This window comes from Salipiger bermudensis (genome assembly GCF_020171625.1).
GTDB lineage: Bacteria > Pseudomonadota > Alphaproteobacteria > Rhodobacterales > Rhodobacteraceae > Salipiger > Salipiger bermudensis_B.
Window position 1 is genome coordinate 19,550 of the sequence record NZ_JAIUZY010000016.1, and the last position, 14,876, is coordinate 34,425.

9 protein-coding genes are annotated in these 14,876 nt (G+C 67.6%); 6 read left to right on the forward strand and 3 right to left on the reverse strand.

From position 1 onward, the window contains the following. Positions 1 to 9 precede the first annotated feature (9 nt). Positions 10 to 3,144, forward strand: coding sequence for an efflux RND transporter permease subunit (locus LCM15_RS20385; RefSeq protein ID WP_224859667.1), 3,135 nt, complete (start codon positions 10 to 12; stop codon positions 3,142 to 3,144). Positions 3,145 to 3,610: 466 nt separating this feature from the next. Next, positions 3,611 to 6,007, forward strand: coding sequence for a phenylalanine--tRNA ligase subunit beta (pheT, locus tag LCM15_RS20390; protein ID WP_224859668.1), 2,397 nt, complete (start codon positions 3,611 to 3,613; stop codon positions 6,005 to 6,007). A gap of 224 nt (positions 6,008 to 6,231) precedes the next feature. On the opposite strand, the gene LCM15_RS20395 is transcribed toward pheT, so the two are convergent. Next, entirely contained in the window at positions 6,232 to 7,002 is a 771-nt protein-coding gene (locus LCM15_RS20395; RefSeq protein ID WP_224859669.1) for a sulfite exporter TauE/SafE family protein, read from the reverse strand. A 147-nt stretch (positions 7,003 to 7,149) separates the two neighbouring features. Here LCM15_RS20395 and LCM15_RS20400 point away from each other — a divergent pair, with 147 nt between their 5' ends. After that, positions 7,150 to 8,838, forward strand: a complete 1,689-nt coding sequence (locus LCM15_RS20400) for an acyl-CoA dehydrogenase family protein (RefSeq protein ID WP_224859670.1) — start codon at positions 7,150 to 7,152, stop codon at positions 8,836 to 8,838. Between the two features lie 197 nt (positions 8,839 to 9,035). Here LCM15_RS20400 and glpK read toward each other — a convergent pair whose 3' ends face one another. Together glpK and glpD are read right to left on the reverse strand one after the other, a co-directional pair. Then, entirely contained in the window at positions 9,036 to 10,520 is a 1,485-nt protein-coding gene (gene glpK, locus LCM15_RS20405) for a glycerol kinase GlpK (RefSeq protein WP_224859671.1), read from the reverse strand. 72 nt (positions 10,521 to 10,592) lie between these two features. Beyond that, a complete protein-coding gene (gene glpD / locus LCM15_RS20410; RefSeq protein WP_224859672.1) occupies positions 10,593 to 12,191 on the reverse strand; it encodes a glycerol-3-phosphate dehydrogenase in 1,599 nt (532 codons plus the stop codon). A gap of 277 nt (positions 12,192 to 12,468) precedes the next feature. On the opposite strand from glpD, the gene LCM15_RS20415 reads away from it, so the two are divergent. The 3 genes from LCM15_RS20415 (at position 12,469) to rnc (ending at position 14,867) form a co-directional block, all read left to right on the forward strand. Then, a complete protein-coding gene (locus LCM15_RS20415; protein ID WP_224859673.1) occupies positions 12,469 to 13,236 on the forward strand; it encodes a DeoR/GlpR family DNA-binding transcription regulator in 768 nt (255 codons plus the stop codon). 117 nt (positions 13,237 to 13,353) lie between these two features. Beyond that, positions 13,354 to 14,187, forward strand: a complete 834-nt coding sequence (gene lepB / locus LCM15_RS20420) for a signal peptidase I (RefSeq protein WP_224859674.1) — start codon at positions 13,354 to 13,356, stop codon at positions 14,185 to 14,187. Further along, a complete protein-coding gene (rnc, locus tag LCM15_RS20425) occupies positions 14,184 to 14,867 on the forward strand; it encodes a ribonuclease III (protein ID WP_224859675.1) in 684 nt (227 codons plus the stop codon). Before lepB ends, rnc begins: the two co-directional genes overlap by 4 nt. Positions 14,868 to 14,876 lie beyond the last annotated feature (9 nt).

Sequence of the window (14,876 nt, forward strand, 5' to 3'; positions counted from 1 at the left end):
GAGTCCCTTATGGCCCGTTTCTTCATCGACCGTCCGGTCTTTGCCTGGGTGATCTCGATCCTCATCATGGGCGTCGGCGTGCTGTCGCTGCTGACCCTTCCGATCGCGCAGTATCCGCAGATCGCACCGCCCTCGGTGCGGGTCAGCGCGCAATATCCCGGCGCCTCGGCGCAGACCGTGGCCAACACCGTCACCCAGATCATCGAACAGCAGATGACCGGGCTCGACGGGATGCGCTACATGTCGTCCTCGTCGACCTCGGCCGGCACCGCCTCGATCACCCTGACCTTCGAATCCGGCACCGATCCGGACGTGGCGCAGGTGCAGGTGCAGAACAAGCTCAGCCAGGCCACCGCGCTGCTGCCCGAGACCGTGCAGCGGCAGGGCGTCACGGTCGAAAAGGCGTCCTCGTCCTTCTTCATGGTGATCGGCCTGATCTCCGAGGATGGCAGGCTCGAACAGGCCGACCTGTCGGACTACCTGAACTCCAACCTCGTCGACGAGTTCGCCCGCATCGAGGGCGTCGGCGGGGCGCAGGTCTTCGGCGCGCAATATGCCATGCGGATCTGGCTCGACCCGTCCAAGCTCGCCGCCTTCGAGATGACCCCGTCCGACGTGGTCAACGCGGTGTCGGCTCAGAACGCGCAGATTTCGGCCGGCTCGTTCGGCACCCTGCCCGCCCCCGAGGGCCAGCAGCTCAACGCGACCATCACCGCGCAGTCGCTGCTCTCCACGCCGGAAGACTTCCGCAACATCGTGCTGCGCACCGAGACGAATGGCGGTCTGGTGCTGCTGCAGGACGTGGCCGAGGTCGAGATCGGGGCCGAGAACTACTCGACCATCGCGCGCTACAACGGCCAGCCTGCCTCGGGCATGGCGCTGAACCTCGCCTCCGGGGCCAACGCGCTCGACACCGCGGAGCGGGTCAAGGAGCGTATCGAGGAATACTCGGAGTTCTTTCCCGAGGGGGTCGACTACGTCATTCCCTACGACACCACCCCCTTCATCGAGATCTCGATCCACGAGGTGCAGAAGACCCTGATCGAAGCCATTGTCCTCGTGTTCTTCGTGATGCTGCTGTTCCTGCAGAACCTGCGCGCCACGCTGATCCCGACGCTTGCCGTCCCGGTCGTGATCCTCGGCACGTTCGGCATCCTCGCGGTGGCGGGCTTCACCATCAACACGCTGACCATGCTTGCCATGGTGCTGGCGATCGGCCTGCTGGTCGACGACGCCATCGTGGTGGTCGAGAACGTCGAGCGCATCATGGAGGAAGAGGGCCTCTCCCCGCGGGAGGCGACGCGCAAGTCGATGGGCCAGATCACCGGCGCCCTGATCGGCATCGCGCTGGTGCTGTCGGCGGTGTTCGTGCCGATGGCGTTCTTCCCGGGCTCGACCGGGGTGATCTACCGGCAGTTCTCGATCACCATCGTCTCGGCCATGGCCCTGTCGGTGCTGGTCGCCCTGACGCTGACGCCGGCGCTTTGCGCCACGCTGCTCAAGTCGAAGGACGCACATCACACCAAGCGCGGCCCGTTCGGCTGGTTCAACAAGGGCTTCGACAAGACAGCCGACGGCTACCGCGGCACCGTGGCCTACCTGATCAAGCGCCCGCTGCGCATCATGCTGGTCTATCTCGCCCTCGCCGGCGGCATGGTCTACCTGTTCAACAACACTCCCACCGGCTTCCTGCCGGACGAGGACCAGGGCATCCTGATGGTGCTCGTGCAGGGCCCAACCGGCGCCACCGCCGAGCGCACGCTCGACGTGGTCGAGCAGGTCGAGTCGCATTTTCTCGAGAACGAGACCGAGACGGTCGAGTCGGTGTTCGGCGTGGTCGGCTTCTCCTTCGCCGGCCAGGGCCAGAACATGGGCCTCGCCTTCGTGCGGCTCAAGGACTGGGAGGAACGCCCCGATCCGGGCCAGAGCGTGCAGGCCGTCGCCGGACGCGCCTTCCCGACCTTCATGGGCATCCAGGACGCGCAGGTCTTTCCGATCGTGCCGCCCTCGGTGATCGAGCTCGGCAACGTCTCGGGCTTCGACTTCTACCTGCAGGCGCAGGCCGGCCAGACCCACGAGCAGCTGCTGGAAGCCCGCAACCAGCTGATCGGCATGGCCTCGCAGAGCCCGCTGATCGGCTCCGTCCGGCCCTCCGGGCTCGAGGACGCGGCTCAGTTCAACCTCGACATCGACTGGCGGGCCGCCGGCGCGGTCGGGGTCTCGCCCACCGATGTCGGCAATCTCCTGTCGGTGGCCTGGGCCGGGCAATACGTGAACGACTTCAACGACAACGGCCGCATCAAGCGGGTATATGTGCAGGGCGATGCCGACAGCCGCGCCACGCCGTCGGACCTGCAGAAATGGCGCGTGCGCAATGCCAACGGCGATCTTGTGCCGTTCGCCAACTTCACCTCCGAGGACTGGGCCTACGGCCCGCAGGGCCTGAACCGCTACAACGGCATTCCCTCGATGCAGATCCAGGGCGAGCCGGCGGCCGGGGTGACCTCGGGCGAGGCCATGGCCGAGATGGAACGTCTCGTCTCCCAGCTGCCGCCCGGCTACGCCCTCGCCTGGACCGGCCTGTCGCTCGAAGAGCGGACCTCGGGCGGTCAGGCGCCGCTGCTCTACGCCCTGTCGCTGGCGGCGATCTTCCTCTGCCTCGCGGCGCTCTACGAAAGCTGGACGATCCCGTTCTCGGTGATGCTGGCGATGCCGATCGGTGTGCTCGGCACCATGGGTGCGGCCTACTGGTTCGGCTTCGAGAACGGCGTGTTCTTCCAGGTCGGTCTGCTTACGGTGATCGGCCTGACCGGCAAGAACGCCATCCTCATCGTCGAGTTCGCCCGCGAACGCTACGAGGCGGGCGAGGAGCTTCTGGCGGCGGTGGCCGAGGCGGCGAAGCAGCGCTTCCGCCCGATCATCATGACCTCGCTGGCGTTCTCGCTGGGCGTGGTGCCGCTGGTCCTGTCCTCCGGCGCCGGCGCCGGCGGCCGCACCGCGGTGGGCTCGGCGGTGCTTGGCGGCACCATCACCGGCACCGTGCTCGGGGTGATCTTCGTGCCGCTGTTCTTCGTGGTGGTGCAGCGCATCTTCGGACGCAAGAAGGCCAAGGAGCTCGCGAAGAAGCAGGCGGAGACCGCCTGATCCGCCGCCAAAGCAAGCCAAAGACCGCGCCGTCCGGGCCTCCCGGACGGCGCGGTCGCGTTTCGGGACGCCTTCGGGGCGGCATTTCGGCCCCTGTCGTCTGTTTTCGCTGTGGTGCAGTTGCGGCTCTGGCGCACGGCCCCGAGGCCGGGGCGCCCCACGCATGGTACATCGCTCCATGGCTTCGAGCTTCGCTGACGAGACAGCGGCCTGGCCCTGCCCTGCAGCGGTTGGGGCGGGATGCCTCCGGCGGGAGTATTTTTGACGAAGAGAAGCTGGGGGCTGCGCACGGGTCCCGAGGGTCGGGCGGCGGCAGAGGGCGGACCCGGAGAGGCGGTGCCCCGGCCTTGCCCTGCAGCGGGCGGGAGCGCGGCGCGGGGGCGCATTGGCCGGCCGCCCCTTTCCCCCTGCGCGGCGATCCGCTAAGAGCGGCGCGATACGTGACACCAACACGGGCGGCCTCGCGATGAAATTCACCCTTTCCTGGCTGAAAGAACACCTCGACACCACAGCCTCGGTCGACGAGATCACCGAGGCCCTGACCGACCTCGGGCTCGAGGTCGAAGGGGTCGAGAACCCCGCCGAGCGACTGGCGGCCTTTACCATCGGCAAGGTCCTCAGGGCCGAGAAGCACCCCGACGCGGACAAGCTTCGGGTCTGCACCGTGATGACCGACGAAGGCGAAAGCCAGATCATCTGCGGCGCGCCGAATGCCCGCGAGGGCATCACCGTCGTGGTCGCCAAGCCCGGCACCTATGTGCCCGGCATCGACACCACCATCCAGGTCGGCAAGATCCGCGGCATCGAGAGCTTCGGCATGATGTGCTCGGAGCGCGAGATGGAGCTGTCGGAAGAGCATGACGGCATCATCGAGCTGGACTCGGGCGAGGTCGGGCAGAGCTTCACCGACTGGCTGGCCGAGCACGATCCGGCCAAGGTTGACCCGGTGATCGAGATCGCCATCACCCCCAACCGGCCCGACGCGCTTGGCGTCGAGGGCATTGCCCGCGACCTCGCGGCGCGCGGCCTCGGCACCCTGAAGCCGCTTGCACCGGTGACGGTCGAGGGCAGCTTCCCCTGCCCGATCTCGGTGAGCATCGACGACAGCGCCAGGGACGGCTGCCCGGTGTTCTACGGGCGCGTCATCAAGGGCGTGAAGAACGGCCCCTCGCCGCAGTGGCTGAAGGACCGGCTCAAGGCCATCGGCCTGCGCCCGATCTCGTTCCTCGTCGACGTGACCAACTTCTTCACCTTCGATCGCAACCGCCCGCTGCACGTGTTCGACGCGGACAAGGTGCAAGGCAACCTGCGGGTGCACGCGGCCCAAGGCGGCGAGACGCTCGAGGCACTGGACGAGCGGACCTACACCATGGAGCCGGGGATGCTCCTGATCTCCGCCGACAGCGGGCCGGAGAGCCTCGGCGGCGTGATGGGCGGCGAATCCACGGGCGTCAGCGACGAGACCGTCAACGTCTTCCTCGAGGCGGCCTATTTCGACCCGATCCGCACCGCCTATACGGGCCGCGGCCTGAAAATCAATTCCGACGCCCGCTACCGCTTCGAGCGCGGCCTCGATCCGGCCTCGGCCCTGCCCGGCATCGAGGCGGCGACGCGGATGATCCTCGACATCGCCGGTGGCGAGGCCTCCGAAATCGTGGTCGCGGGCGAGACCCCCGACGTCAGCCGCGCCTACAAGCTCGACACCGACCGCGTGGTGAGCCTCGTCGGCATGGAGATCCCGGCAGACGAGCAGCGCGCCACGCTGGAGGCGCTCGGCTTCACGCTCGAGGGCGACATGGCCCACGTGCCAAGCTGGCGCCCCGACGTAATGGGCGAGGCGGATCTGGTCGAGGAAGTGGCCCGCGTGGCCTCGCTCACCAAGCTCAAGGGCCAGCCGATGCCGCGCCCGCAGGCCGGCGTGCCGGCCCCGATCCTGTCGCCGATGCAGAAGCGCGAGCAGATCGCGCGGCGCACCGTGGCCGAGCTTGGCTACAACGAATGCGTCACCTACAGCTTCATCGACAAGGCGGCGGCGGAGCTCTTCGGCGGCGGCGACGATGCCACCATGCTGGCCAACCCGATCAGCTCGGAGATGAGCCACATGCGCCCGCAGCTGCTGCCGGGCCTGCTGCAGGCGGCGGCGCGCAACCAGGCGCGCGGCTTTGCCGATCTGGCGCTGTTCGAAGTGGGCGCAGCTTTCCACGGCGGCGAGCCGGGCGACCAGCACACCCAGATCACCGGTCTTCTGGTCGGCCGCAGCGGTCCCAAGGACGTGCACGGCGCCTCGCGCCCGGTCGACATCTTCGACGCCAAGGCCGATGCCGAGGCGGTGCTGTCTGCCATCGGCGCGCCGGCCAAGATGCAGATCCTGCGCGGCGCCGAAGAGTGGTGGCACCCGGGCCGTCACGGCAAGCTCTGCCTCGGCCCCAAGAAGGTGCTGGGCGTGTTCGGCGAGATCCACCCCAAGGTGCTGGCCGAGCTGGGCGTGAAGGGTCCGGCGGTGGGCTTCACGCTCTACCCCGCCGAGATCCCGCTGCCGCGCTCCAAGGGTGCGGGCCGTCCGGCGCTGAAGCTCAACGACCTGCAGGCGGTCGAGAGGGACTTTGCCTTCGTGGTCGATGCCGACGTGGCGGCGCTCGATCTGGTCAATGCCGCGGCGGGCGCCGACAAGGCGCTGATCGAGGACGTCCGGGTGTTCGACGAGTTCATCGGCGGCAGCCTCGGCGAGGGCAAGAAGTCGCTGGCGATCACCGTGCGCCTGCAGCCCTCCGACGCGACGCTGAAGGAGAAGGACATCGAGGCGGTCGGCGCCAAGATCGTCGAGAAGGTCGCCAAGGCCACCGGCGGCACGCTGCGCGGCTGAGGGCGCGCCGGCCCGCAAGGTCGGGACCGGCCCAAAGAGTCATAGGGACGCCCGAGGCGCCCCGACACGTGTCACGAGATCCGCAGCCCGGCCACGGGCTGCGGATGGGCACTGCAAGGCGTCCCCGCCCATTGCCCGTCGCCTTGCCTCTCCCTCTCCTCCCCCTCCGCACGGGTCCTGCCGACCTGCACGACAACAGGCAGCCGAGCGCCCGGACAAAACCCTTAGCCGAGGAACGCGCGGCGCAGCAGGTTCAGCGCCGCGATCAGCAGCACCCAGAGGGTGATCTTGCGGAACGCCGCCTGATCGATGCGGTCATGCACCTTCATGCCGAACCACATGCCCAGCATCGACGGCACCACGAGCAGGGCCGAGAACCACACCGTCTGCGCGTTGAGCACGCCCGACACCGTATGCGCCCCGGTCAGCGACAGCGCGCCAAGCCCGTAGGCCACGCCCTGCACGCGGATCTGCTCACGCTTCTCGGTGTCGATGGCGGTGAGATAGGCCACCATCGGCGGCCCCCAGACCCCCGACATGCCGCCGATGAACCCCGCGACGCTGCCGATCCCCAGCTCGGCAAGGCGGTTCTGCCCGTTCTTCAGATGCGGCCGCCAGCCGGCCAGCTGCATGATGCAGAACAGCGCCACCGGCCCGCCGATCATCGCCAGCAGAACCGGGACGGGCAGCACCCGGACAAGCTGCGACGAGAGCAGGAGGCAGAGCAGGCCGGCGCCAAGGAACACCCGGAAGCGCTTGAGCGAGGCCAGCGCCGGCCCGAGGCCATGCTGCAGCGCCTGCACCGTGTTGCTGATCAGCGCCGGCAGGATCAGCCCCGCGAGCGCCAGCTCGGGCGACAGGAAGCTGCCGAGGCCCGAGATGAGGATCATCGGCAGGGCAAATCCGACCATGCCCTTGATCAGCCCCGCCACGGCGGCGACGGCGAAGGAGACCATGAGCAGGGAGGGCGGGATCAGGCTGAAAATCGTGTCCATGCAACGCTCATACCATGCGCGCGCAGCATGTGTTTTCCAAAATTTACGCGCAACAATAGAACCCTAAAGCAATCCTTTTGGCATTTTTGTTGCGCTGCACCTGCAAAGCCGGTATCCCCTGCATGACCCAGGAGAAGGAAGTGATTCATGGCACATGACGGACAGGACATCGCCCTCGGCCAGAGCATCCTGCTCGACGATCTCATCGGCCTCACGAAGGCCGCCATCGCCCCTGCCGAAGCGGTGTTCGAAGCCGCGCGCGCCTCGGTGCGCGCCATGGTCGAAGAGGACGGTCGCGTCTCCGGCAGGCTGATCGAAGAGAACCAGTTCGCCGCGCACGGGCTTGCCTGGCTCGCCACCTATGTCGAGAGCCTGCGCCAGATGCAGTATTGGGCCGACAAGCTGACCGCCGAAGGCGGCTTCGGCGAGGTCGAACAGCTGATCCACCAGATCGCGTTCGGCGAGTACCTGAACCAGATCGCCGGCGGCATCCAGATGAACCAGGGTGAAATGGTGCGCCTTCCGGATCTGGGCGTCAGCACCGAGGCCGCCGCCGCGCTGCGCACCGACGCCACCGAGACGCTGATGGCGCGTGGCAACAGCCAGGCCGCCCGCGCGCGCCTCGTGGAACTGATGCAGGAACGCGCGGCCGAGATCACCGTGGGGAAAACCGCGCTCGACGAAGAGCTCGAGATGATCCGCGAGCAGTTCCGCCGCTATGCCGTCGACAAGGTCGAACCCTTCGCCCACGAGTGGCACCTGAAGGACGAGCTGATCCCGATGGAAGTCATCGAAGAGCTGGCCGAGATGGGCGTGTTCGGCCTGACCATTCCCGAGGAATACGGCGGGTTCGGCCTGTCCAAGGCGTCGATGTGCGTGGTCTCGGAAGAGCTGTCGCGCGGCTATATCGGGGTGGGGTCGCTGGGTACCCGCTCCGAGATCGCCGCCGAGCTGATCCTCGCCGGCGGCACCGAGGCGCAGAAGCAGAAATGGCTGCCGGCGCTGGCCTCCGGTGAAACGCTTCCCACCGCCGTGTTCACCGAGCCCAACACCGGCTCCGACCTCGGCAGCTTGCGCACCCGCGCGGTCAGGGACGACAACGGCGATTACTCCGTTACCGGCAACAAGACCTGGATCACCCACGCCGCGCGCACCCACGTGATGACGCTGCTGGCCCGCACCGATCCCTCGACCGACGATTACAAGGGGCTGTCGATGTTCCTAGCCGAGAAGACCCCCGGCACCGACACCGACCCGTTCCCGACCGAGGGCATGACCGGCGGCGAGATCGAGGTGCTGGGCTATCGCGGCATGAAGGAATACGAGCTCGGCTTCGACGGCTTCAAGGTCAAGGGCGAGAACCTCCTCGGCGGCGAGGAAGGCAAGGGCTTCAAGCAGCTCATGGCCACCTTCGAGAGCGCCCGCATCCAGACCGCGGCCCGCGCCATCGGCGTGGCGCAGGCGGCGCTCGATGTCGGGATGCGCTACGCGGAAGAGCGCAAGCAGTTCGGCAAACCGCTGATCGCCTTCCCGCGGGTGTCGGGCAAGCTCGCGATGATGGCGGTTGAGATCATGATCGCCCGACAGCTCACCTATTTCTCGGCGCGCGAGAAGGACGAGGGCATCCGCTGCGACCTCGAGGCCGGCATGGCCAAGCTGCTCGGCGCGCGCGTGGCCTGGGCGAATGCCGACAATGCGCTGCAGATCCACGGCGGCAACGGTTTCGCGCTGGAATACACCGTGAGCCGCATCCTGTGCGATGCCCGCATCCTTAATATCTTCGAGGGTGCCGCCGAGATCCAGGCGCAGGTCATTGCGCGGCGCCTTCTGGGCTGAAGTTCCAGCCTTGGCGGCGCCGTGTCAGAGGCAGCCCGCGGGATGGCGATCCGAAATTTGACCCTCTCGATTTATCCCGGCCAAGTCCGAAGAACGTCGACACGCGTCCCCCGACCTAACCAGATCGCCAGCCCGGTGGGGCGGACTGCCGATGGCGCGGCGGCGCGTTCCGCGCCTTGTTCCGCGCCGGCCCGACCTCAGAACTTCTGCGCCGCGTCCACCGCGCGCTTCCACGCGGCATACTTCTCCTTGCGCAGATCGTCCTCCATCTCCGGCTCGAACTGCCGCTCGAGCGCCCAGCCCTCGGCGAATTGCTCCATCCCCGGATAGATCCCGGCGCGCTGACCGGCGAGCCACGCCGCGCCCATCGCCGTGGTCTCGAGCACCTCCGGTCGGTCCACCGGCGCGCCGGTGATGTCGGCGAGGAACTGCATGGCGAAGTCGTTGGCGCTCATGCCGCCATCGACCCGCAGCGCCGCCTCTTCGCCCCCCTTCCAGTCGGCGCGCATCGCGTCGAGCAGGTCGCGGGTCTGGTAGCCCACGCTTTCGAGCGCCGCGCGGGCGAACTCCGCCGGGCCGCTGTTGCGCGTCATGCCGAAGATCGCGCCGCGGCACTCGGCGTTCCAGTACGGCGCCCCGAGCCCGGTGAACGCCGGCACCAGCACCAGATCCTGCGCGGAATCGGCGGCCTCAGCCAGCGGCTGGGTCTCCTTGGCGTGGCGAATGACTTTGATGCCGTCGCGCAGCCATTGCACCACCGCGCCGGCAATGAAGATCGAGCCCTCGAGCGCATAGGTGCGCTTGCCGTCGAGCTGGTAGGCGATGGTCGAGAGCAGCCGGTTCTGCGAGCGCACCAGCTCTTCGCCGGTGTTGAGCAGCGCGAAACAGCCGGTGCCATAGGTCGATTTCAGCATCCCCGGCCGGAAGCAGGCCTGACCAATGGTCGCCGCCTGCTGGTCGCCGGCGACGCCGAGGATCGGGATCTCGGCACCGAAGAGATCGGCCCGCGCCATGCCGAAATCGGCGGCGCAATCCTTCACCTCGGGCAGCATCGACATCGGGATGCCCAGCATCTCGCACATGGTCGAGGACCAGCGCCCCTTGCTGATGTCGTAGAGCATGGTGCGGGCGGCATTGGTGGCGTCGGTCACGTGCACATGGCCCGCGGTCATGTTCCAGATCAGCCAGCTGTCGACGGTGCCGAAGGCCAGCTCCCCGGCCTCGGCCCGGGCGCGCGCGCCGTCGACATTGTCGAGGATCCACGCCACCTTGGTGGCCGAGAAATACGGATCCAGCAGCAGGCCGGTCTTTTCCGTCACCACCGCCTCGTGGCCCTCGGCCTTGAGGCGCTTGCAGAACTCCGAGGTGCGCCGGTCCTGCCAGACGATGGCATTGTGGATCGGGCGGCCGCTCTTGCGATCCCAGACCAGCGTGGTCTCGCGCTGGTTGGTGATGCCGATGCCGGCGATGTCCGCGGCGCGCACACCGGCCTTCTCCATCACGCCGCGGCAGGTCGCCGCCGTGGTGGTCCAAAGGTCCGAACAGTCATGTTCGACCCAGCCCGAGGCGGGGTAGTGCTGCTCGAACTCCTCCTGCGCCGAGGCGGCGATGCTCAGGTCCTTGTCGAACAGGATCGCGCGGCTCGAGGTCGTGCCCTGATCGATTGCGAGAATATAGCCCATGTCTCCCCCTCCGGTCTTAACCCTGCGGCAGGCCATGCCGCTCAATCTGGTGCAGTCGCAGCCCCCGGCCAGTTAGCCGACACGCGTGTCGACGCGACGGTGGGGCGCCTGCATGTAATCCTCCAGCGCCGCCACCTGCGCCTCGCTCTGGCGCAGGCCGAGCTTGCTGCGGCGCCACAGCACGTCCTCCGCGGTGCGAGCGTATTCGCGATTCATCAGCCAGTCGACCTCGGCGCCGGTGAGATCGCCGCCGAACATCGGGCCGAGCGCCTCGATGTCCTTGGCCTCGCCCAGAATCTCGCGTGCCTCGGTGCCGTAATGCCTGACCAGCCGACGCGCCCAGCGCTCGCTCAGGAACGGGTAGGAGCGCTGCAGCCCCGATATCTGCGCCGGCACGCCGTCGACCGGGAAATCCCCGCCCGGCAGGGTGACCCCGGCGGTCCACGGCCCGCTCACGCCCGGCAGGTTCTCGGCGATCCTCTCGAGCGCGCTCTCGGCGAGGCGGCGATAGGTGGTGATCTTTCCGCCGAACACGTTCAGCAAGGGCGCCCCGCCCGCGCTCTCGACCTTGATGGTGTAGTCGCGGGTGGCCGCCGTGGCGCTGCTGGCGCCATCGTCATAAAGCGGGCGCACGCCGGAATAGGTCCAGACCACGTCCTCGGACGTGATCTCCTGCTTGAAGTAGCGGTTGGCGAAGTCGATCAGGTATTGCTGCTCTTCGGGGGTGCACTCGGGCCGCTTGTCGGGGTCGAGATGCTCGGCATCGGTGGTGCCGATCAGGGTGAAATCCTCTTCGTAGGGAATGGCGAAGATGATCCGTCCGTCGGTGCCCTGAAAGAAGTAGCACTTGTCATGATCGTAGAGGCGACGCGTCACGATATGCGAGCCGCGCACCAGCCGGACGCCCTCCTTGACGTTGAGATGCACCTTCTCGTGGATGATGTCGCCAACCCACGGCCCGCCCGCGTTGACCAGCATCCGCGCGAAATGCGTGGCGGTTTCGCCGGTCCGGGTGTTCTGCACCTCGACCCGCCACAGCTCTCCCTCGCGCGCTGCCGACAGAACCTTGGTGCGGGTCATGATTTCAGCGCCGCGCGCCTCGGCATCGCGGGCGTTGAGCACCACGAGCCGCGAATCCTGCACCCAGCAGTCGGAATACTCGTAAGCCGTCTCGAACCGGTCTTCGAGCGGCACACCCTCGGGCGTGCCCTCGAGCGAGACGGTGGAGGTGCCCGGCAGGATCTTCCGCCCGCCGAGGTGGTCGTACATGAACAGCCCCAGCCGGATCAGCCAGGCCGGGCGGCGGCCCTTCATCCACGGCATGACGGTGGTGAGCAGCTTCGAGGTCGGCGTGTCGCTCTCGAAGCGCATGTCCTTGTGGTAGGGCAGCACGAAGCGCATCGGCCAGCTGATATGGGGCATGGCGCGCAGCAGCACTTCGCGTTCGATCAGCGCCTCGCGCACCAGCCGGAACTCGAAATACTCGAGATAGCGCAGCCCGCCATGGAACAACTTGGTCGAGGCCGAGGAGGTTGCCGAGGCGAGGTCGTTCATCTCGGCCAGCCGAACCGACAGGCCGCGACCGGCGGCGTCGCGGGCGATGCCGCAGCCGTTGATGCCGCCGCCGATGATGAAGAGATCCGTCGCGTCTCGCGTGTGCTGGTCTGCCATGGCTCTGTCCTTGCTGCGATATGCGTGCTGTCGGTATGCCGAAAGCACAGCCGTCTCGCAAGTCAAACGCTTTCGCTTTCTTTCGCTTCCGAAAAACTGGCAGAAAACCGCGCTCAAAACCGAAAATCCTCGGCGATGCAGGGCGCCGCACCACCATGGGCAGGTCAGGGCGGTAACAAGACACCGCACCCAGACCGATTTATCGGCAAATTCGCGCGTCGCCCTTGCGGGATGCGCCCGGCAACGGCACAGTTGCGAACAAAAACGAAAGCCCCGCATGTCCAGCTCTTTTCGCCACCCGGAAATCCTCGAGATCGCGCGCCGCGACGGCAAGGTCAGCGTCGAGCGTCTGGCGCAGCATTTCGGCGTCACCCTGCAGACCATCCGCCGAGACCTCGCCGACCTTGCCGAGGCGGGCCAGCTCGACCGGGTGCATGGCGGGGCGGTGCTGCCCTCCGGAACGGTCAATATCGGCTACGAGGAACGGCGCGAGCTCAACCCCGCCGCCAAGAGCGCCATCGCGCGGGCCTGCGCCGAGCAGATCCCCGACGACATTTCGCTGTTCCTCAACATCGGCACCAGCACCGAGGCGGTGGCGCGCCAGCTTCTCACCCACCGCAACCTGCTGGTGGTCACCAACAACATGAACGTCGCCAACATCCTCGCCGGCAACCCCGATTGCGAGGTCATCGTGACCGGCGGGCACCTGCGGCGCTCGGATGGCGGGCTGGTCGGCAATCTTGCCGCCGGCACCATCGGGCAGTTCAAGTTCGACCTCGCGGTGATCGGCTGTTCGGCGCTCGATGGCGAGGGCGACCTGCTCGATTTCGACATCCAGGAGGTCGGCGTGAGTCAGGCCATCCTGCGCCAGTCCCGGCGCACCTTCCTCGTGGCCGACGCCTCCAAGCGCACCCGAAGCGCCCCGGCGCGCATCGGCTCGTTGAGCCAGATCGACACGCTGTTCACCGACGCCCCCCTGCCCGGCCCGCTGGCTGAGCGCTGCGCCGACTGGGGCACCGAGATCGTCGTCGTGCCCTCGGCCTGATCCCGCGCGGCCCGCGCGATTGCGGGACGCAACGCCGCGGTCGCCGGTCGGCTGTCTTGACACCGCATCGCCTGCCGACCATGAAGCCGGTGTCAGACGGCGCGAAAGGCATGTTTCATGGCAAAAAAGAAAGAAACCGGCGGCTTCCTCGAGACCGTCAAGACGATCGTCTACGCGCTTCTGATCGCGGGCGTGTTCCGGACCCTGTTCTTTCAGCCCTTCTGGATCCCCTCCGGCTCGATGAAGGACACGCTGCTGATCGGCGACTTTCTCTTCGTCAACAAGATGAGCTACGGCTACTCCTACGCCTCCTGCCCGTCGATCCGCCTGCCGGTGGTCGGCCTCGACATCGACGCCAAGGACATCTGCGGATGGCTCGGCGATGACAACGGCCGCATCTTCGGCTCCGAACCCGAGCGCGGCGACATCGCGGTGTTCCGCCACCCGGTCAGCGGGCGCGACTTCATCAAGCGCGTCATCGGCATGCCGGGCGATCGCATCCAGATGATCAACGGCGTGCTCTCGATCAACGGCGAACCGGTGCAGGTCGAGCGCAACGGCACCTTCTCCGAGACCGCCGAGCCGCAGGGCCCGCAACAGCTGCGCCCGCGCTGCGAGAACGGCCCCGTGGGCACCGGCGGCGTCTGCGAGAAATCGCGCTGGACCGAGACCCTGCCCAACGGAAAGACGCATGACATCCTCAACATCGCCATGCAGGGCTCGGACAACACCCGCGTCTACACCGTGCCCGAAGGCCATTACTTCATGATGGGCGACAACCGCGACAACTCGTCCGACAGCCGCGTGCCCAGCGCCGCCGGCGGCGTCGGCTTCGTGCCCTTCGAGAACCTGATCGGCAAGGCCAACCGCGTGGTCTTCTCGTCCTCCGGCCGCTCGATGCTGTTCTTCTGGACATGGCGCGGCGACCGCTTCTTCCACAAGCTGCAATGAAACGCTCTGCCGAGATCATCGCGCTCGAAGAGCGTCTCGGCCACCGCTTCGACCGGCCCGAGCTGCTGCGCCGAGCGCTGACGCATTCCTCGATGTCGGCCCCGGGCCGCGAGGACAACCAGCGCCTCGAGTTCCTTGGCGACCGGGTGCTCGGCCTCGTCATGGCCGAGGCGCTGCTCGCCGACGACCGCAACGCCTCGGAAGGCCAGCTTGCGCCGCGCTTCAATGCGCTGGTGCGCAAGGAAGCCTGTGCCGACGTGGCGCGCGAAATCGATCTCGGGGCCGCGCTGAAGCTCGGCCGCTCCGAGATGATGTCTGGCGGGCGGCGCAAGCTGGCCCTGCTGGGCGACGCCATGGAGGCGGTGATCGCGGCGGTCTATCTCGACGCCGGGTTCGACGCCGCCAAGGAACTGGTGCGCCGGCTCTGGGGCGACCGGGTCACGCGGGTCGACGAGGACGCCCGCGATGCCAAGACCTCACTGCAGGAATGGGCACAGGCGCGCGGGATGCCGCCGCCGGCCTATGTCGAGACCGCACGCTCCGGCCCCGATCACGCCCCGGTCTTCACCATCGAGGCGCGGCTCACCTCCGGCGAGACGGCGCAGGCCACCGCGGGGGCCAAGCGCAAGGCCGAGCAGGAGGCCGCCGCGGCGCTGCTTGCCAAGGTGACGGGTGGCTGAGCGCGACGC